Consider the following 20,912-nt stretch of genomic DNA (forward strand, 5'->3'; position numbering starts at 1 on the left):
ACCTGTGGCGAGGGAGCTTGCTCCCTAGCCACAGGTAACCTGCACCCTTCAGTGCGGGGTCAGCGTTTGGGCAGTTCGATCATCACTTTCAACCCGCCCCACTCGCTTTCCTCCAGCCTCAACACCCCGCCCCACGTGTCGACGATGTCGCGCACGATGCCCAATCCCAATCCATGCCCATCGGTCTGTTCATCAAGCCGTGTACCGCGGCTGAACACCTGATCGCGCTGGTCTTCGGGAATCCCCGGCCCATCGTCTTCCACGCTCAACTGAAAACTTTCAGCCGTTTCAACCACGCTTAACCGAACCTCCGCATCCGCCCATTTGCAGGCGTTATCCAGCAGGTTGCCCAGCAACTCCAGTAGATCTTCGCGATCCCACGGCAGTTGCAAACCGGCCGGTGCGCGGTAGCTCAGGTCGAGGTGTTCACCGTGAATCATGCTCAGCGTGGCCAGTAACCCCGGCAGCTCGGCATCGCAATCAAACAACGCCCCCGGCAGCGCATCGCCGGACAACCGGGCGCGGTTGAGTTCGCGATTGAGTCGCTGCTGGACCTGCTCCAGTTGCGCTTGAATCACCTTGCGCAGCTGCGGGTGCGCATCGAGCTTCTCGCTGGAAGCCAGGCTCAACAACACCGCCAACGGAGTTTTCAACGCATGCCCCAAGTTGCCCAAGGCATTGCGCGAGCGCTTGAGGCTATCTTCGGTGTGGGCCAGCAAATGGTTGATCTGCGCCACCAGCGGTTCCAGCTCCACCGGCACGGCTTCGTCGAGTTGCGAACGCTGGCCCTGCTGCAACTGGGCGATTTGCTCGCGGGCCTTTTCCAGCGGGCGCAAGGCGCGGCGCACGGTGATCCGCTGCAACAGCAAAATCAGCAACAGCCCCGCCAGCCCCAACCCGAGACCGACTTGTTGCATGCGACAGAAACTCTCGCGCACCGGCGTGTAGTCCTGGGCGACGCTGATGGAAATCGCCTGGCCCAGCCGCCGGTAGTCCGAACGCAGCACCAGCAACTGCTGCCCTTCCGGCCCCAGTTGCAGGTTGCTGTTCAGGCCCGGGTGTTCGAGCCGCGGCAGGTCCTGATCCCATAACGAACGGGAGCGCCAATGGCTGTCGGCAAAGTCGATACGAAAATAGTGCCCGGAAAACGGGCGCTGATAGGCCGGCGACAGATGTCGCTCATCCAGCTGCAACCCCTGTGGGCCGCGCACCAGCGCCACCAGCAGGTTTTCACTGTCGTTGCGCAACCCGGCTTCGAGGTAGCGCTGCAAACCCATTTCGAACAGCCACAGGCTGGTTTGCGCCAGCACCAGGCCGACGATCACCATCACGCTGATCAGGCCCAGGCTCAAGCGACGCTGGATCGACCTCACTGGGCTTGCCCGCCGAACAGGTAACCCTGACCGCGACGGGTTTCGATCACGCTGCGGCCGAGCTTGCGGCGCAGGTGGTTGACGTGGACTTCTAGCACGTTGGAGTCGCGCTCGGTTTCACCGTCGTAGAGGTGTTCGGCGAGGTGGCTTTTGGAAAGGATCTGTTCGGGGTGCAGCATGAAATAGCGCAGCAGGCGAAATTCCGCGGCAGTGAGCTGGATGTCGGCGCCGTCGCGGGTCACGCACTGACGACCTTCATCCAGGTGCAGGCCGGCAGCCTTGAGCGTCGGCTGATTGGCCTGGCCGTGGGAGCGGCGCAACAATGCCTGAATGCGCAGGTGCAGTTCTTCCGGGTGGAAGGGTTTGCTCAGGTAATCGTCGGCGCCGGCCTTGAGGCCTTCGATCCGCTCGGCCCAGGAACCACGCGCGGTGAGAATCAGCACCGGCGTGGCCAAGCCACCGGCCCGCCACTGCGCCAGCACCTCAAGCCCCGGCAAACCCGGCAGGCCGAGGTCGAGGATGATCAGGTCATAAGGCTCGCTGCTGCCCTGGTACACCGCATCGCGGCCGTCGGCCAGCCAGTCCACGGCGTAACCCTGCCGGTTGAGGCCAGCCATCAATTCGTCGGCCAGCGGCACATGGTCTTCCACCAGGAGCAAACGCATCGATCAATCTTCCTTGTCTTTCAGCACGTGGCCGGTGGTGGCATCGACGTCCAGCTCGCGCACCACGCCTTCGGCGGTCAGCAGCTCGACTTCATAAACATAGACGTCGTGTTTTTCTTCAAGCTCGGCTTCCAGCAACTTGGCCCCGGGATAGCGGTCCAGCGCTTGCTGCAAGAGCTGCTCCAGCGGCAGGATCACGCCCTGTTGGCGCAGGCGCAGGGCTTCGTCCTGATCCAGGTCGCGGGCCACGGCCACCGAGCAAAAAGCCAGAAGCACCAGCGCCATGCTTGAAAATGAAAGCACCTTCATTACGTATCCTGATGATCCTTGAGAACCTGCCCGCTGACAGCATCCAATTCCATATCCCACTCAATGCCTTGCGGGTCGCGCAGTTCCATCTGGTATTTGTACTTGCCGTACTCTTCTTCGAGCTCGGTTCCGGTGATGGTCGAGCCGGGGTGTTTGGCCAGAGCGGTGGCGTTGAGCTTCTCGAAAGACACAATGGTACCAGCGTCGCGCAGTCTCAGGGTTTCGTCGGGGCCCAGGTCGCGGGCATGAGCGAGGCTGGCGGTCAGGCAGATGAGGGACGCGGTGAACAGGGCAGTCAGGATTTTCATGGGGTGGCTCCGTATTTTCTTATGTGTTGCCTACGGAGCGACCTTAGCGATTCGAACTTAACTGAAACTGAATTGCCATCATTGGGAATAGCTTACGCATAACCCGTAGATACAAGGAGCTGCCGAAGGCTGCGATCTTTTGATTTGGATTTTTTGCGTGCATGACGCAGCCAAAGATCAAAGCATCGCAGCCTTCGGCAGCTCCTGCATTGATCGGGGACAATCGCAGCCCAAGAGGTGCTTATAATCCCTGCTTGCCAGACATCGAGACCGGTATGACCGCTATCCACATCAAGTTCCCTTCCCTGACCCTCAAGGCCGGCCCGCGTGCCCTGGCGCGCATCCGTGCCAACGGCTTGAGCGCTGCCGATGTGGGCACGTTGCCGGGCGCCGCCGGTGGCCCGAAAGCGCTGGGGATTCAGGGTCTGGACCTGGCGCTGTTTGGCGAATGGTTGCCGGCGGCGCCCCGGGAGCGTTCGCTGATCGGCGCCTCGGTGGGTTCCTGGCGGTTCGCCAGTGCCTGCCTGCCGGATGCCGCCGAGGGCATCCGCCGCCTCGGCCATCTGTACACCGAACAGAACTTCGCCAAGGGCGTGACCATGGCGCAGATCAGCCAGAGCTCCCGGCGCATGCTCGATGACCTGCTCGACGGCCGCGATGCCGCGATTCTGGATAACGCCCACTACCGCCTGAACATCATGGTGGTCAAAAGCCACGGCCTGTTGGCGGACGATCATCGCGGCCGGTTGGGGCTGGGCCTGTCGTCGGTGATCGCCGACAACCTGCGCGGTCGCGCACGGCTGTCGCGGCACTTCGAGCGGCTGATCATCCACGACCCGCGCCAGGCGCCACCGGTCAATGCGCTGAATGACTTCCCGTCGCGCTTCATCTCACTGAATGCCGGCAACCTGCGCCAGGCCCTGCTCGCCTCGGGTTCGATCCCGATGGTCATGCAAGGCGTGCGCGACTTGCCGGGTGCAGGTGCGGGGACATTCCGCGACGGCGGTCTGCTGGACTATCACCTCGACCTGCCCTACAGCGGCAACGACATCGTGCTGTATCCGCATTTCACCGACCGGGTGATCCCCGGCTGGTTCGACAAGACGCTGCCATGGCGCCGCGCCTGCCCTGAGCGCTTGCAGGATGTTCTGCTGCTGGCACCGTCGAAGGAATACCTGGCACGCCTGCCCTACGGCAAACTGCCGGACCGCAACGACTTCAAGCGCTTCATGGGCGATGCCCCGAGCCGGCAGAAGTACTGGCGCACGACGATGGATGAAAGCCGTCGTCTGGGCGATGAGTTCCTCGAACTGACCGCCAACGGTCGCCTCGGCGAGCGCTTGCTGACCCTTTAGTCAGTGTTTTGCCCGGAGCTCTGGTAAACTCGCCACCTGCCCACATCGCCGCGGCGATCGCCACCTGAAAGAGCTGAACATCACTGTGGAAATCTTCAAAGAATTTACCTTCGAATCCGCCCATCGCCTGCCCCACGTACCGGACGGCCACAAGTGCGGCCGCCTGCACGGTCATTCGTTCAAAGTGGCGATTCACCTGAGCGGTGACCTCGATCCGCACACCGGCTGGATCCGCGATTTCTCGGAAATCAAAGAAATCTTCAAGCCGCTCTACGAGCGCCTCGACCACAACTACCTCAACGACATTCCCGGCCTGGAAAACCCGACCAGCGAAGTGCTGGCCAAGTGGATCTGGAATGAGTTGAAGCCATTGTTGCCGGAACTCAGCGCAATCCGCATCCACGAGACCTGCACCAGCGGTTGCATCTATCGCGGCGAGTAAACAGCCTAAAGCAACGCAAATCCCTGTGGCGAGGGGGCTTGCCCCCTCGCCACAGGGCTCCCACCAGGAAAATGCGTTTCGTCAGTGAATAGAGAAACAGCCTTCAATGGCTGTTTTTTTATGCCTATGCTTTTGGGCTCGCACACGCCAAGAGGACGCACCCATGACTGACTGGCCGCTGGCTCAGACCTATCGTTTCAACGGGCACTCCGTTCGCTACGCCGTACGTGGTGACGGTCCGCCGTTGGTGTTCGTGCACGGCACGCCCTTCTCTTCTCATGTGTGGCACCGGATCGCGCCGCACTTCATCACCACGCACCGGGTGCATTACTTCGATTTGCTGGGTTACGGGCAGTCCGCACAGCCGGACGGCGATGTGTCCCTGGGCGTGCAAAACCAACTGTTGGCGCAATTGCTGGAACACTGGGGCCTGGAACGGCCAGACGTGGTGGCTCACGATTTCGGCGGCGCCACTGTGTTGCGCGCGCATCTGCTCAATGGCAAGGATTACCGCAGCCTGACGCTGATTGACCCGGTGGCGCTGTCGCCCTGGGGTTCGCCGTTCGTGCAACATGTGCGTCAGCATGAAGCGGCGTTCAGCGGGCTGCCTGATTACATTCAACGGGCGATTGTGCCGACCTATATTCGTGGTGCGATCAAGCGCGAGATTTCCGATCAGGAGCTGGCGCCTTACGTGCAGCCCTGGCTGGGTGATTCGGGGCAAGCGGCGTTCTATCGGCAGATCGCGCAGATGGATGAGCGTTATACCCGCGAGGTCGAAGCGCTGTACCCGACGATTCGCTGCCCGGTGCAGATTCTCTGGGGGGAAGACGATCAGTGGATTCCGATTGAGCGCGGGCGGGCGTTGCATCAGATGATTGCCGGGTCGCAGTTTCATCCTGTTGCGAATGCCGGGCATCTGGTGCAGGAGGATGCACCGGAGGCGATCATGGCGGCGATATTGCGGTTTCTGCCGTTGGCACAGAACGCCTGATCGACGGAGACCCTGTGGCGAGGGGGCTTGTCGGAACGCCGCATCGCCCCGTTGGGTCGCGAAGCGGCCCCAAAATCTCTGATATACCAAAGATCTTGTGAGCGCTACGCACTCAAACGGGGGCAAGCCCCCTCGCCACAGGACTTTGTGACTACCTGATAGCTGCGTTCCAATTTGAACCACTGCCGCACTGCTTTCGTGCCCCTCTTCAGGCCAAATCCGCCGACTCGGCTATAAAGAACAACACCCTCGCGCCATTGGCACGAGCACTGCAACACCCTCGCGTCCTCCATCCAGCAAGGAATGCCACATGACGCAGAACGATCCGGGCAACGATTACCCTTTAAGCGAAGTCCCGATGCATGCCCGCAAGGGGCTCGCCTCCACGGCCATGGTGCTGCTGGGTTTTACTTTCTTCACAGCGACTATGTTTGCCGGCGGCAAGCTGGGGGTGGCGTTCAGTTTCGGCGAGATGCTGACGGTGATCATCGTCGGCAACCTGCTGTTGGGAATCTACGCAGCCGGGCTTGGCTACATCGCCTTCAAAAGCGGCCTCAATTCGGTGTTGATGGGCCGTTTCTGCTTCGGCGAAGTGGGCAGCAAGCTCAGCGACCTGATCCTCGGCTTCACCCAGATCGGCTGGTACGCCTGGGGCACCGCGACTGCCGCCGTGGTACTCGGCAAATATTTCGAACTGAATGAAAGCACCGTTCTGGGGCTGATGGTCCTGTTCGGCCTGGGCTTTTGCGCCACGGCGTACATCGGCTATCGCGGGCTGGAGATTCTGTCGTACATCGCCGTGCCAGCCATGATGTTGCTGCTGATGCTGTCGATGTGGGTCGCGACGGTGAAGGTCGGCGGGCTCGAGGGTTTGCTCGCGGTGGTGCCGACAGCAACACTGGACTGGTCGACCGCGATTACCCTGGTGTTCGGCACCTTCGTCAGTGGCGCGACCCAGGCGACCAACTGGACACGTTTCTCCCGTTCGGCGCGAGTCGCGGTGCTGGCGAGCCTTATCGGCTTTTTCATCGGCAACGGCCTGATGGTGTTGATCGGTGCCTACGGCGCGATCGTCTATCAGCAACCGGACGTGGTCGAAGTGCTGTTGCTGCAAGGTTTCGCCATGGCCGCGATGGCGATGTTGCTGCTCAACATCTGGAGCACTCAGGACAACACGATCTACAACTTCGCCGTCGCCGGCTGCAATCTGTTGCGCACCGGCCGGCGCAAAACCGTGACCCTGGCCGGCGCGGTGATCGGCACGCTGCTGGCGCTGCTGGGTATGTACGACATGCTGGTGCCTTACCTGATTCTGCTGGGCACGGTGATTCCGCCGATTGGCGGGGTGATCATGGCGGACTTTTTCTTCCGTTACCGTGGGCAATATCCACGCCTGGCCGATGCCCGGTTGCCGGCGTTCAACTGGCCTGGCCTGAGCGCTTATGCGGTCGGCACCGTCGCGGCATTCAGCTCCCCGTGGATCGCGCCGCTGGTAGGGATTGCCACTGCCGCGCTAACGTATGTGTTATTGACCGGCGTACTGGGTGCCCGTACCGCCGAAGCGCCACTACAAGATCTCTAAAAGGACTCGCCTGATGCACATCATCAACGCCCGCCTGCGCAACCAAGAAGGCCTGCATGAGTTGCACCTGGAAAACGGCCTGATTCACAGCATCGCCCGGCAAACCGAAGCCCCGTCACTGGGACCTGACGATCTGGATGCCGGCGGTAATCTGGTGGTGCCGCCCTTCGTCGAACCGCACATTCACCTCGACGCCACCCTGACGGCCGGCGAACCGCGCTGGAACATGAGCGGTACGCTGTTCGAAGGCATCGAGTGCTGGGGCGAGCGCAAGGCCACCATCACTCAGGAAGACACCAAGACCCGCGCCAAAAAAACCATCCAGACCCTCGCCGCCCACGGCATTCAGCACGTGCGCACCCACGTCGATGTCACCGACCCGGAACTGATCGCGCTCAAGGCGATGCTCGAAGTCCGCGAGGAAAGCCGCCACCTGATCGACCTGCAAATCGTCGCGTTCCCCCAGGAAGGCATCGAGTCGTACCGCAATGGCCGGGAGTTGATGGAAGAAGCGATCCGCCTGGGCGCCGATGTGGTCGGGGGCATTCCGCATTTCGAATACACCCGGGACCAGGGCGTGAGCTCGGTGAAGTTCCTGATGGACCTGGCCGAACGCACGGGCTGTCTGGTGGACGTGCATTGCGACGAAACCGACGACCCGCACTCACGCTTCCTTGAAGTGCTGGCCGAAGAGGCCCGCAGCCGCGACATGGGGGCGCGCGTCACCGCCAGCCACACCACGGCGATGGGCTCCTACGACAACGCTTACTGCGCGAAACTGTTTCGCTTGCTCGGGCACTCGGGGATCAGTTTTGTTTCTTGCCCCACCGAAAGCATTCACCTGCAAGGCCGCTTCGACAACTTCCCGAAACGCCGTGGCGTGACTCGCGTGAATGAGTTGCTCGAAGCGGGGATGAACGTGTGTTTCGGTCAGGACTCGATCGTCGACCCGTGGTATCCGCTGGGCAATGGCAACATCCTGCGGGTGCTCGAGGCCGGTTTGCACATCTGCCACATGCTCGGTTATCGCAATTTGCAGAGTGCGCTGGACCTGGTCACGGACAACAGTGCCAAGGCGATGAACCTGGGTGATCGCTATGGTCTGGAACGGGGCCGGCCGGCGAATCTGCTGATTCTGTCGGCGGACAGCGATTACGAAGTGATCCGCAGCCAGGGTCTGCCGCTGTATTCGATTCGCGGGGGCAAGGTGTTGATGAAGCGGCAGATGCCGGTGGTTGAGTGGGCGGATCGGCTCTGAATCTTCGCTGACCGTTCGGGCGTCATCGCGAGCAGGCTCGCGATGACGGTCTCAAAATCACCCCATCAACCGCGCCGTCCCAAACAACCTGACCCGACTCAATTCGCCCTCCCGTTCTTCCAGCAGAATCGGCGCCGTGCCGCCGGGCATGACCACTTTCACTGCCCCGGCCGCCACCCACCCCACTCGCCACGCCGCGCACGCCACCGCACTGGCGCTGGTGCCCGACGACTCGGTCGGCCCTTCGCCACGCTCGAACACCCGCGCAACGATTCGCCCTTCGGACTCAAGCATCGCCCATTGCAGGTTCACGCCTGCCGCACACGGCTGCCCTGCCCCGGTCGGCGTGGCGTAAGCGATGCGGGTCAACCCTCCAGACAACTCCGGCTCACGCATTTGCGCGTTGCTCGGCAACGCATCGGCGCCTGTCACTAACGTCACACAATGGGGATTACCGATGCGCACGAACTGGCTGCGGTTCCAGCCAGGGTCGAGCGTCGACAATGGCCGCACATGGCTGACATCACGCCCGTTCAACACCACGGCTTCGACCCCTTGCGCACCCACCGCATCGGGCCCGAACGAAGGCTGCCCCAAGTCCAGCCAGAACCCTTGCACACCATCGATTTCGGCGGGTTTCACCGAAGTCGCCACCGGCGAAACCGCATCATTCTTGTCGTGATGAACCCTGAGCAGGCAGGCCTCTTCCTTCGGCATCAGCCCTTGTTCGCTCAGGGCCTGGGAAAAAATCGTCAGGCCATTGCCACTGCGCTCGGCCAGGCTGCCGTCGGTGTTGACGATCAGCAGGTCAAACGGCGGCGAAGATTGAAACGGCCCCACCAGCAAGCCATCGCAACGATGCGCCTTGCTGCCGGGCGGTTGTGTCCCGGGAGCCCAGCCGCAGAATGCCTCGATGGCAGACAACGCCCAGGCCTCGCGGGTTTGCGCCGCCTGGCTGGCCTGTTCAGGCAGGTCGATACCGCTACCGCGCAGGGCGTCAGGCGCCACCACCGCGTAGATATTGCCTCGAGCATCGTACATCCGCGTCATGGTGCCCCCCAATGAACAATTGATCTGTCGACAATATCGCGAAACAACGGCTGGCTGTGCAAGGATGTCACCCTGCCTGACTGCTGTCCCCACCCGAACGTGGTGATCGAACCCTTTGCGGTTGTTCACTGTCCTTTGGGGACGCGACGTTTTTTGCCAAGGATCGATATGACCAGCCTCAACACCCAAGCCGCCTTCGTCCCCGGACGCCTGGAACAGATGTCCACGCGCATCGCCTTCTTCATCGCCGGTTTCGGCATCGCGGCCTGGGCGCCGCTGGTGCCTTATGCCAAGGCGCGGGCCGGGCTGGATGAAGGCACCCTCGGGCTGTTGCTGTTGTGCCTGGGCGTGGGTTCGATTCTGGCGATGCCCATGGCCGGGATTCTGGCGACGCGTTTCGGCTGCCGGCGGGTGTTGAGCGGCGGCACCTTGTTGATCTGCGCGGCGCTGCCGCTGTTGGCGACGGTGTCTTCGATTCCGGCGTTGATCGCGGCGTTGTTCATGTTCGGCGCGGGCCTGGGTACGGTGGATTCGACGGTGAACCTGCAAGCGGTGATCGTCGAGCGGGCCAGCGGCAAGACCATGATGTCGGGGTTTCATGGGCTGTTCAGCCTCGGCGGCATCGTCGGCGCGGCGGGTGTCAGCGCCCTGCTCGGTTTGGGCTTTTCGCCGCTGGGGGCGATGCTGGTGGTGATCGTGATTCTGGTGCTGGCATTGCTTAAAGCCGCGCCGCACCTGTTGCCTTACGGCAGTGAAAGCTCCGGCCCGGCGTTTGCCGTGCCCCATGGCATCGTGCTGTTTATTGGCGGGATGTGCTTCATCGTGTTTCTGGCCGAAGGCGCGGCACTCGACTGGAGCGCGGTGTTCCTGACGCAGGAGCGCGGGATCGACACCGCATATGCCGGTCTGGGTTATGCAGCATTTGCGCTGACCATGACGCTCGGGCGTTTGACCGGAGACAAGATTGTCCGGCGTCTTGGTTATACGCGAGTGATTGTGTTCGGTGGGCTGACGGCCGCGACGGGCCTGGCGCTGGCGACGTTCGCACCGGCGTGGGAAGCGGCGCTGGTGGGTTATGCGTTGCTGGGGGCTGGCTGCTCGAACATTGTGCCGGTGCTCTATACCGCAGTCGGCAAACAGACCGTCATGCCCGAAAGCATTGCCGTGCCGGCCATTACCACATTGGGCTATGCGGGGATTCTCGCCGGGCCGGCGGTGATCGGCTTTATCGCCCATGGCAGCAGTTTGAGTTTTGCCTTTGGGTTGATGGCGATGTTGCTGGTGGCGGTGGCGATTGGCGGCAGGGTATTGAAGGTTTAAAAGCATCGCGGGCAAGCCCGCGATGAAGTTAACTCAGTCGATCAGAACCCGACGCTGGCCTGCACAAAGAACGTGCGTGGCGCGCCGACGTACATCCCCGAGTTGTTGTCGCTGGAACGGGTGAAATACTGCTTGTCGAAGATGTTTTTCACCCCGGCGCCGACTTTCAGGTTCGACAACTGCGAGCCGAAGTCATAACCACCGCGCACGTTCCAGGTCACGTAACCCGGAATGTCACCGTACTGGCCGTCTGCGGAACCTTCGGTGATGTAGTTGCCGCTGAAGCTGCCATCGGCATTTACACCGGTCCCCGGTGAACGCTGCCTGGACTGGGCAAAGGCATCGAGGTTGTAGGTCCAGCGGTTGATGTCGTAACGCAGCCCGGCGGTGGCCACCTGACGCGAGTAGAACGGCAGATCACGGCCCTTGAAGCCCGGGATCTCTCCTTCATATGTGGCGCGGGTGTAGGTGAAACCGGCGTTGGCGGTCAGGCCGTCGAGCATCGGGTTGAGCGCCGACAGGTCGTAATGCACCGACGCTTCAAGGCCCTGGTGCTTGGTCGCGCCGAGGTTGGTCCAACCCACGTCGTTACTGATGTATTGCAGTTCGTCATCGAAGTCGATGTAGAACAGCGTCACTTCCCCACCCCACACGTCATCGTTGTAGCGCGTACCGATCTCGTAGGTCTTGGCCTTTTCCGGGCTCAAGCCATTGGCGGTGTTGTCGCCCGAACCACCCTGGCCGAGCTGGAAATATTGCAGGCTGCCGAACGAGGTTTCGTAGTTGGCGAACAGCTTCCAGGCCTCGGACAGGTGATACATCACGCTCAGGGCCGGCAGCGGCTCGTTGCTGTCGATGCTGCGGCGTTTTTCCTGCACGGGTTTGCCGGCGGTGTCGAGCACCGGTCTGTCGTGCCATTCGGTGCTGATGCTTTCAAAACGGATGCCGGGGGTCACGGTCCAGTTGCCGACGTCGATCTTGTCATCGAGGTAAACGGCGTGGGCTTCGGTGCCCCCGGTGCGGTCCTGGAACACGTGACCATCGGAAGTTTTGCTGACCACCGGCTGATTGTTCACCAGCGCCAGACGGCTCGACTCTTCGTGCATGCCTTCTTTCAGGTAGCGATAACCGACGCTGGCTTCCTGCGTGGTCGGGCCCAGGTCGAACACATGGGATACCCGCGGTTCGATACCGAAGGTGTAGTACGTGCGTGGATAAGAACTGAGGGTTTTCTGGTCGCGCGCGGCGATGGTGCTGCCACGGAAGCTGTCGGAATAGTAGGTCAGCACTTCGGCCTGGGTCCGGTCGTCGATCTGCCGCGCCCACTTGAACGACACGTCCTTGCGGCGGCCGCTGAAGTTGTCATGGTCGCGGTCGGACTGGAACGGATCGGCGTCGTACTGCTTCTGCGTCAGGCCGCCGGGCATGTCGGCGCTGGCATCGTAGTAATGGAAGTTGAGGCTGAAATCGTCCTGATCGGTGGGCGCCCAGTGAGTCTTGAGGATCACGTCGTCGATGTCATTGCCGTTGTTGCTTTTGCGATAACCGTTTCCGTTCACCCCGGAATACAACAGAGCCACGCCCATGCCGTTATCGGCGGTGCCGCCGAGAAACGCGGTGTCGATGTGTTTCCAGCCACCGCGCTGGGTGGTTTCCAGGGTGGTGCCGATTTCACCGGTGGCTTTCTCCGGGATCGCGCGGGTGACGAAGTTGATCACGCCACCGACGTTCTGCGGCCCGTAACGCACGGAACCGGCGCCGCGCACCACATCAATGCTGTCGAGGTTGCCGGAGGAAATCGGCGCCATGGACAGTTGCGGTTGGCCATAAGGTGCGAAGGCGGCCGGCACGCCGTCGATCAGCACGGTGGAGCGTGGCGACAGGCGCGAGGTCAGGCCGCGCACGCCGACGTTCAGGGAAATGTCGCTGCCGCCGGTGCCGTTGGCGTCCTGCACTTGCACGCCGGGCACGCGCTTCAATACGTCGCCGACGTTCATGGCGCCCTGCTCGACCATTGCTTCACGGCGGATCACCGTGCGCGCGCCCGGATGGTTTTGCACCACGGTCGCATCGGCGTCACCGAGCCAGTCGCCGACCACCTTGATGTCGGTCACACCCAGTTCCAGCGGGCCATTTGAGGCGGAAGTCGGTGCCGGCATCAGCGTGACCGAACCTTCATCGATCTGGTATTGCAGACCGCTGCCTTGCAGCAATTGGCGCAAGGCCTGTTCCGGCGAGAGGTTGCCGTCCACTGCCGGAGCCTGTTTGCCGGCCACCAGTTCCGGGCTGAAAAAAACCTGCAGCGAGGTTTGCTGGCCCAACTGACTCAAGGCCTGGCCTAATGGCTGCGCCTGAATATGAATGGCATCGGCGGCGAATGCCTGAGGCAGCGCCGAGCTGACCGACAGGGCGAGCGCGAGGGGCAGCCAGGATGACTTGTTATTTTTAGCGGTGGTTTTCTTCACGTCGAACGTTGTCCTGTGGATCGCAAGAGTGTGCGTCTGTTAATGCAAACCAGTTGCAGTTGGACAAGAAGACGAAGAACTCGAAAAAAACCTGAATCTATCGGGAAATTATTTCCTGGCTGCCGTCATCAAGGGTGCGGATGGCCACCGGCAGAATGCTCGGCAAGGCCTTGAGCAGCGCATCGGTGTTGTCGGATTTGAACACGCTGGTCAGGCGCAGGTTGCCCACGTTGGTGCTGCCGACTGTCAGCGGTTTCTCCCGATAACGCGACACTTCTTCGGCCACTTCGCTGAGGCTGGCGTTGTTGAACACCAGTTTGCCGCTGCGCCATGCGGTCAGTTCCGCAGGGTTGACCGCATAGGCGGCGGCCACCTTGCCCTGGGCATTGATGCGAGTGCCGAAGCCGGCGGTGAGGCTGACGAAATCATCGCCGCCCCCTTGAACCCTGACCGTGCCCTGCTCCACCGCGACCCTTGTTTCGGCGCTGTCGCGGCGCACATCGAACCGGGTGCCGGTGACCGTGACCTTGCCGCGGCCCGCCTCGACCACAAACGGTCGACTGCTGTCGTGCTCGACGCTGAACATCGCCTCGCCTTGCGTCAACTCGATGCCGCGACGGTCCTTTTCATAGCGCACCTGTACCCGGCTGCGGCTGTTCAGATCAATCACCGAACCGTCCGGCAACGCCACATGACGACGTTCGCCAAGGGCTGTGGAATATTCAGCCGTGTAGGTCGCCGGAGAGTTCAAGCCACTGAATAGCCCCAGGCCGAGCGCCACCGCCAACACACTGGCGGCCACTGCGTAACGCACAAGCGGACGACGTTTACTGCGCGCCACCGGAGTTTCACACAGTGCGTGCAGACGCTTGGCCGGCAATCGATCGACCGCCACCCACAGGTTCTGGAGTATCTGATATTCGTTGCGATGCTGAGGGTGTTCGTCCAGCCAGATCTCGAAGCGGCTCTGCTCTTCGGCACTGACGGCAGGTTCCTGCAAACGCACAAACCACCGCGCCGCGTCGTCGCGAACCGTTGTTTGCCCGCACGCACAATCACGAGTATCCATCATGGAAAATCCTGCCTGGCTGGGGATGAGAAGCCGGCGATCTGTTCGGGACGACGCAACATCATGGTTGTGACCCGTCCAGACGATCACGCAGATGCCGCAGGGTGCGGATCATATACTTTTCCACCATGTTCCTGGACAGCCCCAGGCGCTCGGCGATTTCGGCCTGGGTCAGGCCTTCGATCTTCTGCCAGACGAACACCTTGCGGCAGTTGAGCGGCAACTCGGTGAGCGCCCGTTCAATGGAATCCGCCAACTGGATCGCGTGCATGAAATGCTCCGGGTCGCCGGACGACGACACACTGTGATCGATCGCCTCCGACTCCATGGCGCCCCGCCGATCCTCACGCCGATAACCGTCCACCGCGATGTTGCGCGCGGTCTGGTGCAAATACGCCCGAGGTTGCTGCACCGCCGCCGAATCGGACTCGAGCACCCGCACGAAGGTGTCATGGGCCAGGTCCTCGGCCTGCTGACGATTTCTCAGGCGACGGGTCCAGGTGCCGATCAACTCTTCGTAATGCTCGAAAAAGCCGGGTCTGCGGGGCAGCTTGGGGGTCATTGCGGCGTGCTGTAGGGATGAGGTGCGAATAGTAATGCCTCCTATTAACTGGAAGCAATGGATTCCACTTGGGAGCACCAGACGACCGGTAGCAAAAACCCATTGCCACTGAATATTACCTACGTCATATTACATCCATAATAAAGCCTCGTTTTCCACAGGTATTTCTCCATGACCAGCATGCCCAGCCTTGAACCCGACCTTGCTGTCGCAGTGACCCCACCCAAGCCTCCCCTGCTGAAACGGCTGGTGCTGCTGACGGCGGCTATCGCGGCCCTGGTGTTCATCGGGCTGTACGCAACCCATTGGTGGACCGCCGGACGCTTCATTGAAGAAACCGACGATGCCTACATTGGTGGCGACGTCACGGTGATCGGCCCGAAGGTTGCTGGCTATATCGAAGAAGTGCTGGTGACCGACAACCAGAGGGTCAAGGCCGGCGATGTGCTGATCCGGATCGACGCCCGTGACTATCGCGCCAACCTGGCCAAGGCTGAAGGCGCGGTGGCCGCTGAAGAAGCGTTGCTCGCCAACCTCGACGCCACCGAACAACTGCAACACGCGGTGATCGGCCAGGCCCGCGCCGGTATCGATGCCGCGGGCGCCGAAACCGCACGCTCGCGGGACGACAATGCCCGCTACAAACGCCTGGTGGGCAGCAATGCCGTCTCGGTGGAAAGCGCACAACGGGCCGACGCCACCTTCAAGACGGCCCAGGCGCAGAGTGCCCGGGCCCAGGCCGAATTGCTGGCCGCGCAACGCCAGTTGAACGTGATCGAAACCCAGAAACAACAAGCCCGTGCCGCATTGGTACAGGCGCGGGCCGAGCGTGATCTGGCGCAGTTGAACGTCGGCTATACCGAGTTGAAAGCCCCCGTCGATGGCGTGATCGGCAATCGCCGGGCGCGGGTCGGCGCTTATGCCCAGGCCGGTTCGCAACTGTTGTCGGTGGTGCCGGCCAGCGGGCTGTGGGTCGATGCCAATTTCAAGGAAGATCAGCTAGCGCGGATGACGCCGGGCCAACGTGTGATCGTGCATGCCGACGTGCTCAAGGGGCGTGAATTCCACGGGCATCTGGACAGCCTGGCGCCGGCCAGCGGTTCGCAGTTCAGCGTGCTGCCACCGGAAAACGCCACTGGTAACTTCACCAAAATCGTCCAGCGGGTGCCGGTGCGGATCCTGCTCGACCCGGCGGATGGCGTGCTCGGTCATCTGCGTCCAGGCCTGTCGGTGACGGCCGAAGTGGACACCCGCGCCGAGCCTGAAGCGCAAACCCCAACCGTGGCCAGCGCGCCATGAGCCGTGCCCTCGCCGCCCCCGCGCAACCGTTCAACGCCGCCAACATGGCGACGGCGACCAAGGTGTTCGCCTTCGCCACGATGTGCATCGGCATGTTCATTGCGCTGCTGGATATCCAGATCGTCTCGGCGTCGCTGCGTGACATCGGTGGCGGGCTCTCGGCCGGCACCGACGAAACTGCCTGGGTACAGACCAGTTACCTGATCGCCGAAATCATCGTGATTCCGCTGTCGGGCTGGTTGTCCCGGGTGTTCTCGACCCGTTGGTTGTTCTGCGCCTCGGCGATTGGCTTCACCCTGGCCAGCCTGCTCTGCGGCGTGGCCTGGAACATCCAGAGCATGATCGCCTTCCGCGCCCTGCAAGGGTTTCTCGGTGGCTCGATGATTCCGCTGGTGTTCACCACCGCCTTCTTTTTCTTCACCGGCAAGCAACGGGTGATCGCCGCCGCAACCATCGGCGCAGTGGCCTCGCTGGCGCCGACGCTGGGGCCGGTCATCGGTGGCTGGATCACTGACATTTCGTCCTGGCACTGGCTGTTCTACATCAACCTGGTGCCGGGGATTTTCGTCGCGGTGGCAGTGCCGATGCTGGTGAAAATCGACCAGCCGGAATTGTCGCTGCTCAAAGGCGCCGACTACCTGAGCATGCTGTTCATGGCGGTGTTTCTCGGTTGCCTGGAATACACCCTCGAAGAAGGCCCGCGCTGGAACTGGTTCAGCGACAGCACGATTCTGACCACTGCGTGGATCAGCGGCCTGGCCGGATTGGCCTTCATCGGTCGAACCTTGTACGTGGCCAATCCGATCGTCGATCTGCGCGCCTTGAAGGACCGCAACTTCGCCCTCGGCTGCTTCTTTTCGTTCGTCACCGGGATCGGCCTGTTCGCGACGATTTACCTGACGCCGCTGTTTCTCGGCCGGGTGCGTGGCTACAGCGCGCTGGACATTGGCCTGGCGGTGTTTTCCACCGGGGTGTTCCAGATTATGGCGATTCCGCTGTACGCCTTTCTGGCCAATCGCATCGACCTGCGCTGGATCATGATGACCGGCCTTGGGCTGTTCGCCCTGTCGATGTGGGATTTCAGCCCGATCACCCATGACTGGGGGGCTAGAGAATTGATGCTGCCGCAAGCCTTGCGCGGGATCGCGCAACAACTGGCGGTGCCGCCAGCGGTGACCCTGACCCTTGGCGGATTAGCGCCAGCGCGGCTTAAACATGCTTCGGGGTTATTTAACCTGATGCGTAACCTTGGCGGCGCGATGGGGATCGCTGCGTGCGCGACGATTCTCAATGACCGCACCAACCTGCACTTCACCCGGTTGGCGGAGAACCTCAACAGCACCAACGAGGCACTCAATCAGTGGCTGTCCCAGGTCGGCCATAACTTCGCCGCCCTCGGCCAGAGCGGTGACATCGGCGTCACCGCCAGCCTGCGTCAGCTGTGGTTGCTGACGTACCGCGAAGCGCAGACGCAAACCTACGGCGACGCGTTCCTGATGATCATGGTCTGCTTCATTCTCGCCACGGCGATGGTGCCCCTGATGCGCAAGGTGCAACCACCGGCCGCGCCGAGTGCCGATGCTCATTGAGCCCGGCGGCACTTCAAAAAGTCAGGCCTGAGGCATCTTGCGGAAGCCCACGGCCAGGCGGTTCCAGCTGTTGATGGTGGAAATCGCCACAGTCAGGTCGACCATTTCCTTGGGGCTGAACTCGGCGCTGAGCAGCGCATAGTCTTCGTCCGGCGCGTGGGTCAGGCTCACTTGGGTCATGGACTCGGTCCAGGCCAGTGCGGCGCGCTCGCGATTGGTGAAAAACGGTGCCTCGCGCCAGGCGGTCACGGCGAACAGCCGGCGTGGCGTTTCCCCATCCTTCATGGCATCGGCAGTGTGCATGTCAATGCAGAAGGCGCAGCCGTTGATCTGCGAGGCGCGCAGCTTGACCAGTTCGATCAGCGACTTTTCCAGGGGCAGTTTCGAGACAGCGGTTTCCAGGGCCATCATGGCTTTGAAGGCGTCTGGGGAGGCAGTGTAGAAATCGATACGGGTTTGCATGGCGAGCTCCAATCACAATGGGTGTTGGCGCTACGTTAATGCGGACCTGAGGTTGAACAAATAGCCAATTATTGGGAAGTTGAGGATGCCAATAGACCAGAAGAATTTCAGAGAGGGTGCCGACGCCTGCTCGCGAAGGCGCCGGAACAGGCAACCAACCTATGAGTGACTACGATTGCGCAACCACTGCAAAAACCCTTTTTTCTCCACCACCTTGGGTGTTTCCTGAATCAGCGTCTGAGCCTTGTTCAAGCGGAAATCCAGCAACGTCTTCATCGCTTCACCGATGTCATGCCGCGCATCCAGGCACGGTTGGAGGTATTCCCTTTCGATCCGGTACAAGCTGCAGTTCGTCTTGGCTTTAAAATCCGCCGGCATCGCCATATCGGACAAAATCCCGCCCTCGCCGATCACCTCTCCCGGCCCCATGCGCCCGCTTTCGATCTTGACCCCGCCGCGGCTCAGCTCCACCGACACGACGCCGGATTCAATGATGAACAAATGATCGCTGACCTCCCCCGCTGGCAGGATCATTTCTCCGGCGCGGAAGGTTTGCAGCTTCATGTTCTGGCTGAAGGTTTCTTTCTCTTCCTGACGCAGGGTCGAGAAGATGTTCGAGCTGTCCAGCAACGCCCGCTGCCGTGACAAGGCAGCAGGAGCGTTGGGCTCGACGTTCGACAACAGGATGACGCCGGACGCCTGCAAGTGCCGGAACGCCAGGTCGAACAGCAGATTGCGCACCATGCGTTTCTGATCCATGGAGACCACGAAGCCGCTGATTTCATATTCCACGCCGGTGCTGCCGGAGCTTTTCAACGCCACGCACGGTGCCGGTTTGTCCAACAGAAAGCGGCACCCCTGCATGGCCCGCTCCAGGGCATCGATCACCGTTTGCGGACGCGCGTGGGGGCTCACTTGCAAACTGATCGAGACGCCGAAAATATCGCTGGGCCGGCTGAAATTGATGATCTTGGCCTTGGCCGCCAGGGAGTTGGGGATCACCGCCATGCTGCCTTGGGAGGTTTGCAGGCGTGTGGCGCGCCAATCGATGTCGGTGACCCGACCTTCGGTGCCATCGATGGAGATCCAGTCCCCCAGTTGATAGGGTTTGGTGGTGTTCAGGACGATCCCGGAAAACACGTCGCTGAGGGTACTTTGCAAGGCCAGGCCGACGACGATCGCCAACGCGCCGGATGTCGCCAGCACGCCCTTGACCGGCAATTCGAGCACGTACGCCAGGGCAGCAATGACCGCGATCAGGAAAATCACCGCGCCGAGCAAGTCCTGCAACAAGCGCCCGGTGTGCCCGACCCGTTGCATCATCACCGCGCCGAGCAATACCGTCAGGGTGCGCGCTGCGTATAGCCACCAGCCAATCTGCAAACCGGTTGCCGCCAGGTGCAACGGCACATTGTCGGCCCAGGGCGCCGGCGCCATGGGGTTCAAGCCTTCGTTGAACAGCAGCACGCTGAACAACGCGAAAATCACCACTCGCGCGGCCAGTTTCCAGTTGCTGCTACTGGCCGTGATCAAACGCCACAACACCAGATCGATCAGGATCAGGATCAGCGCGCTAAGCAACGGGTGATTGGTGAGCAGTGACAGCATCAAGCAACTCCAACAAAGGCCAATGGCATGAAGATCTCACAGATTGTAGGAGCTGGCGAAGCCTGCGATCTGCAAAACGCCACAAAACCAATGTGGGAGATACCAGGTTGCAGAGCAACCCACTACTGCGTCGTGTTCAACCGCTCATCCGGCCGAACCGGCCCGACTGGAAGTCGCTGAAGGCCTGATGGATTTCCTGCTCGGTGTTCATTACAAACGGGCCGTGGCCGACGATGGGCTCGTCGATCGGCTCGCCGCTGAGCAGCAGCACGACTGCATCGTTGTCGGCTTCGAGGCTGAGCTGATCACCGTTGCGTTCGAACAACGCCAACTGCCCGTCACGCACCAGTTCCTGACCATTGACCTGAACCGTACCGCGCAGCACCACCAGTGCGGTGTTGCGTCCTTCATGCAGATCCAGGGTCAGCAACTTGCCGGCGTTCAAGCGCACATCCCACACGTCGATCGGCGTGAAGGTCCGCGCCGGGCCTTTGTGGCCGTCGAACTCACCGGCGATCAAGCGCAGGCTGCCGGCATTGTCTTTCAGCGGGATACGCGCGATATCTCCGTCGAGAATCGTCTGGTAACCGGGCTCGGCCATCTTGTCCCTGGCCGGCAAGTTGACCCACAGCTGCACCATTTCCAGGGTGCCGCCGGTTTTGGCGAAACCTTCGGAGTGAAACTCCTCATGAATGATCCCCGAGGCCGCGGTCATCCATTGCACATCGCCGGGGCCGATCTTGCCGCCGCTGCCGGTGGAGTCACGGTGCTCCAGTTCGCCCTTGTAGACGATCGTCACGGTCTCGAACCCGCGGTGCGGATGCTGACCCACGCCACGACGCTCGGTGGTCGGAGTGAATTCGGCGGGACCTGCGTGATCCAGCAGCAGGAACGGGCTGATGTGTTTGCCCAGGTTGTCGTAGGAAAACAACGTGCGAACCGGAAAACCGTCGCCGACCCAATGAGGTCGTGGACTGGTGTAGATACCGATGATGTTTTTCATCTTGGCCTCTGAATCTGTTGTGTGACGCGATGGATAAAGCTTAAAACCATGACCTTTGGCGCACTAGACTGCAAAAATCAGCCTCATCGTTCTATCTGGAGAACGATGGAGGAAGATTTTTTGATCTTCCAACAACCCATTCATGACTTGCGGTAAACAGTGCTTTGCCAAACCAGCGGTTTTTCTCAAGGGTGCAGCC

The 20,912-nt window shown here is 61.4% G+C and carries 19 protein-coding genes; 8 read left to right on the forward strand and 11 right to left on the reverse strand.

What is annotated here, in order from left to right; translation table 11 throughout:
• Positions 1-59: 59 nt before the first annotated feature.
• The 4 genes from JUI81_RS09200 to JUI81_RS09215 are packed head-to-tail and all read right to left on the reverse strand — an operon-like array spanning position 60 to position 2,655.
• Positions 60-1,373, reverse strand: a complete 1,314-nt coding sequence (locus tag JUI81_RS09200; protein WP_019579967.1) for a sensor histidine kinase — start codon at positions 1,371-1,373, stop codon at positions 60-62.
• On the reverse strand, positions 1,370-2,038 hold the full coding sequence (locus JUI81_RS09205) for a response regulator transcription factor (RefSeq protein WP_018925374.1): 669 nt from the start codon (positions 2,036-2,038) through the stop codon (positions 1,370-1,372). The genes JUI81_RS09200 and JUI81_RS09205 overlap by 4 nt, the downstream gene beginning before the upstream one ends.
• 3 nt (positions 2,039-2,041) lie before the next feature.
• Complete coding sequence (locus JUI81_RS09210) at positions 2,042-2,347, reverse strand: PepSY domain-containing protein (protein ID WP_018925373.1); 306 nt, start codon at positions 2,345-2,347, stop codon at positions 2,042-2,044.
• Positions 2,347-2,655 carry a PepSY domain-containing protein gene (locus JUI81_RS09215; protein ID WP_096479852.1) on the reverse strand — a complete coding sequence of 103 codons (309 nt, stop codon included), beginning with the start codon at positions 2,653-2,655 and terminating at the stop codon, positions 2,347-2,349. Before JUI81_RS09215 ends, JUI81_RS09210 begins: the two co-directional genes overlap by 1 nt.
• A 275-nt stretch (positions 2,656-2,930) precedes the next feature.
• Between JUI81_RS09215 and JUI81_RS09220 the strand changes: the two genes are divergently transcribed.
• The 5 genes from JUI81_RS09220 (at position 2,931) to codA (ending at position 8,286) form a co-directional block, all read left to right on the forward strand.
• Positions 2,931-4,010, forward strand: coding sequence for a patatin-like phospholipase family protein (locus JUI81_RS09220; protein ID WP_204124138.1), 1,080 nt, complete (start codon positions 2,931-2,933; stop codon positions 4,008-4,010).
• Positions 4,011-4,095: 85 nt separating this feature from the next.
• A complete protein-coding gene (queD, locus tag JUI81_RS09225) occupies positions 4,096-4,452 on the forward strand; it encodes a 6-carboxytetrahydropterin synthase QueD (protein ID WP_007933061.1) in 357 nt (118 codons plus the stop codon).
• A 163-nt stretch (positions 4,453-4,615) separates the two neighbouring features.
• Entirely contained in the window at positions 4,616-5,446 is an 831-nt protein-coding gene (locus tag JUI81_RS09230; protein WP_096479850.1) for an alpha/beta fold hydrolase, read from the forward strand.
• A 310-nt stretch (positions 5,447-5,756) separates the two neighbouring features.
• Positions 5,757-7,028, forward strand: a complete 1,272-nt coding sequence (gene codB / locus JUI81_RS09235; RefSeq protein WP_019579963.1) for a cytosine permease — start codon at positions 5,757-5,759, stop codon at positions 7,026-7,028.
• A gap of 13 nt (positions 7,029-7,041) precedes the next feature.
• On the forward strand, positions 7,042-8,286 hold the full coding sequence (gene codA, locus JUI81_RS09240) for a cytosine deaminase (protein ID WP_204124139.1): 1,245 nt from the start codon (positions 7,042-7,044) through the stop codon (positions 8,284-8,286).
• Between the two features lie 57 nt (positions 8,287-8,343).
• On the opposite strand, the gene JUI81_RS09245 is transcribed toward codA, so the two are convergent.
• Positions 8,344-9,336, reverse strand: a complete 993-nt coding sequence (locus JUI81_RS09245; protein WP_019579961.1) for a diaminopimelate epimerase — start codon at positions 9,334-9,336, stop codon at positions 8,344-8,346.
• A 168-nt stretch (positions 9,337-9,504) separates the two neighbouring features.
• Here JUI81_RS09245 and JUI81_RS09250 point away from each other — a divergent pair, with 168 nt between their 5' ends.
• A complete protein-coding gene (locus JUI81_RS09250; protein WP_096479848.1) occupies positions 9,505-10,656 on the forward strand; it encodes an MFS transporter in 1,152 nt (383 codons plus the stop codon).
• A gap of 41 nt (positions 10,657-10,697) precedes the next feature.
• Here the strand turns inward: JUI81_RS09250 and JUI81_RS09255 are convergent, their stop codons facing one another.
• From JUI81_RS09255 to JUI81_RS09265, 3 genes are all read right to left on the reverse strand, one after another.
• Positions 10,698-13,121, reverse strand: coding sequence for a TonB-dependent receptor (locus tag JUI81_RS09255; RefSeq protein WP_204124140.1), 2,424 nt, complete (start codon positions 13,119-13,121; stop codon positions 10,698-10,700).
• Positions 13,122-13,218: 97 nt separating this feature from the next.
• A complete protein-coding gene (locus tag JUI81_RS09260; protein ID WP_026331768.1) occupies positions 13,219-14,193 on the reverse strand; it encodes a FecR family protein in 975 nt (324 codons plus the stop codon).
• A gap of 58 nt (positions 14,194-14,251) precedes the next feature.
• Positions 14,252-14,752, reverse strand: coding sequence for a sigma-70 family RNA polymerase sigma factor (locus tag JUI81_RS09265; RefSeq protein WP_019579957.1), 501 nt, complete (start codon positions 14,750-14,752; stop codon positions 14,252-14,254).
• A gap of 171 nt (positions 14,753-14,923) precedes the next feature.
• Between JUI81_RS09265 and JUI81_RS09270 the strand changes: the two genes are divergently transcribed.
• Positions 14,924-16,051, forward strand: coding sequence for an HlyD family secretion protein (locus tag JUI81_RS09270; protein WP_204124141.1), 1,128 nt, complete (start codon positions 14,924-14,926; stop codon positions 16,049-16,051).
• Complete coding sequence (locus tag JUI81_RS09275; protein ID WP_028941188.1) at positions 16,048-17,640, forward strand: DHA2 family efflux MFS transporter permease subunit; 1,593 nt, start codon at positions 16,048-16,050, stop codon at positions 17,638-17,640. The genes JUI81_RS09270 and JUI81_RS09275 overlap by 4 nt, the downstream gene beginning before the upstream one ends.
• A gap of 21 nt (positions 17,641-17,661) precedes the next feature.
• On the opposite strand, the gene JUI81_RS09280 is transcribed toward JUI81_RS09275, so the two are convergent.
• The 3 genes from JUI81_RS09280 to JUI81_RS09290 form a co-directional block, all read right to left on the reverse strand.
• Positions 17,662-18,102 carry a carboxymuconolactone decarboxylase family protein gene (locus JUI81_RS09280; RefSeq protein WP_019579954.1) on the reverse strand — a complete coding sequence of 147 codons (441 nt, stop codon included), beginning with the start codon at positions 18,100-18,102 and terminating at the stop codon, positions 17,662-17,664.
• A gap of 159 nt (positions 18,103-18,261) precedes the next feature.
• Positions 18,262-19,710, reverse strand: a complete 1,449-nt coding sequence (locus JUI81_RS09285; protein WP_028941187.1) for a mechanosensitive ion channel family protein — start codon at positions 19,708-19,710, stop codon at positions 18,262-18,264.
• 136 nt (positions 19,711-19,846) lie between these two features.
• The gene (locus JUI81_RS09290; protein ID WP_086945093.1) at positions 19,847-20,713 is read right to left on the reverse strand and encodes a pirin family protein; all 867 of its coding nucleotides are present in this window, start codon (positions 20,711-20,713) and stop codon (positions 19,847-19,849) included.
• Between the last annotated feature and the right edge of the window lie 199 nt (positions 20,714-20,912).

This window comes from Pseudomonas sp. 008 (genome assembly GCF_016861935.1).
In the GTDB taxonomy this organism is placed as follows: Bacteria; Pseudomonadota; Gammaproteobacteria; order Pseudomonadales; family Pseudomonadaceae; genus Aquipseudomonas.

What these genes read in the sequence shown, in the direction of transcription:
- JUI81_RS09270 (WP_204124141.1), top strand. Translation starts at nt 14,924, where the DNA reads ATGACCAGCATGCCCAGCCTTGAACCCGACCTTGCTGTCGCAGTGACC.
- JUI81_RS09275 (WP_028941188.1), top strand. Translation starts at nt 16,048, where the DNA reads ATGAGCCGTGCCCTCGCCGCCCCCGCGCAACCGTTCAACGCCGCCAAC.
- JUI81_RS09245 (WP_019579961.1), bottom strand. Translation starts at nt 9,336, where the DNA reads ATGACGCGGATGTACGATGCTCGAGGCAATATCTACGCGGTGGTGGCG.
- JUI81_RS09260 (WP_026331768.1), bottom strand. Translation starts at nt 14,193, where the DNA reads ATGATGGATACTCGTGATTGTGCGTGCGGGCAAACAACGGTTCGCGAC.
- codB (WP_019579963.1), top strand. Translation starts at nt 5,757, where the DNA reads ATGACGCAGAACGATCCGGGCAACGATTACCCTTTAAGCGAAGTCCCG.
- JUI81_RS09265 (WP_019579957.1), bottom strand. Translation starts at nt 14,752, where the DNA reads ATGACCCCCAAGCTGCCCCGCAGACCCGGCTTTTTCGAGCATTACGAA.
- JUI81_RS09250 (WP_096479848.1), top strand. Translation starts at nt 9,505, where the DNA reads ATGACCAGCCTCAACACCCAAGCCGCCTTCGTCCCCGGACGCCTGGAA.
- JUI81_RS09215 (WP_096479852.1), bottom strand. Translation starts at nt 2,655, where the DNA reads ATGAAAATCCTGACTGCCCTGTTCACCGCGTCCCTCATCTGCCTGACC.
- JUI81_RS09290 (WP_086945093.1), bottom strand. Translation starts at nt 20,713, where the DNA reads ATGAAAAACATCATCGGTATCTACACCAGTCCACGACCTCATTGGGTC.
- JUI81_RS09285 (WP_028941187.1), bottom strand. Translation starts at nt 19,710, where the DNA reads ATGCTGTCACTGCTCACCAATCACCCGTTGCTTAGCGCGCTGATCCTG.
- JUI81_RS09220 (WP_204124138.1), top strand. Translation starts at nt 2,931, where the DNA reads ATGACCGCTATCCACATCAAGTTCCCTTCCCTGACCCTCAAGGCCGGC.
- JUI81_RS09205 (WP_018925374.1), bottom strand. Translation starts at nt 2,038, where the DNA reads ATGCGTTTGCTCCTGGTGGAAGACCATGTGCCGCTGGCCGACGAATTG.
- JUI81_RS09230 (WP_096479850.1), top strand. Translation starts at nt 4,616, where the DNA reads ATGACTGACTGGCCGCTGGCTCAGACCTATCGTTTCAACGGGCACTCC.
- JUI81_RS09210 (WP_018925373.1), bottom strand. Translation starts at nt 2,347, where the DNA reads ATGAAGGTGCTTTCATTTTCAAGCATGGCGCTGGTGCTTCTGGCTTTT.
- JUI81_RS09280 (WP_019579954.1), bottom strand. Translation starts at nt 18,102, where the DNA reads ATGCAAACCCGTATCGATTTCTACACTGCCTCCCCAGACGCCTTCAAA.
- codA (WP_204124139.1), top strand. Translation starts at nt 7,042, where the DNA reads ATGCACATCATCAACGCCCGCCTGCGCAACCAAGAAGGCCTGCATGAG.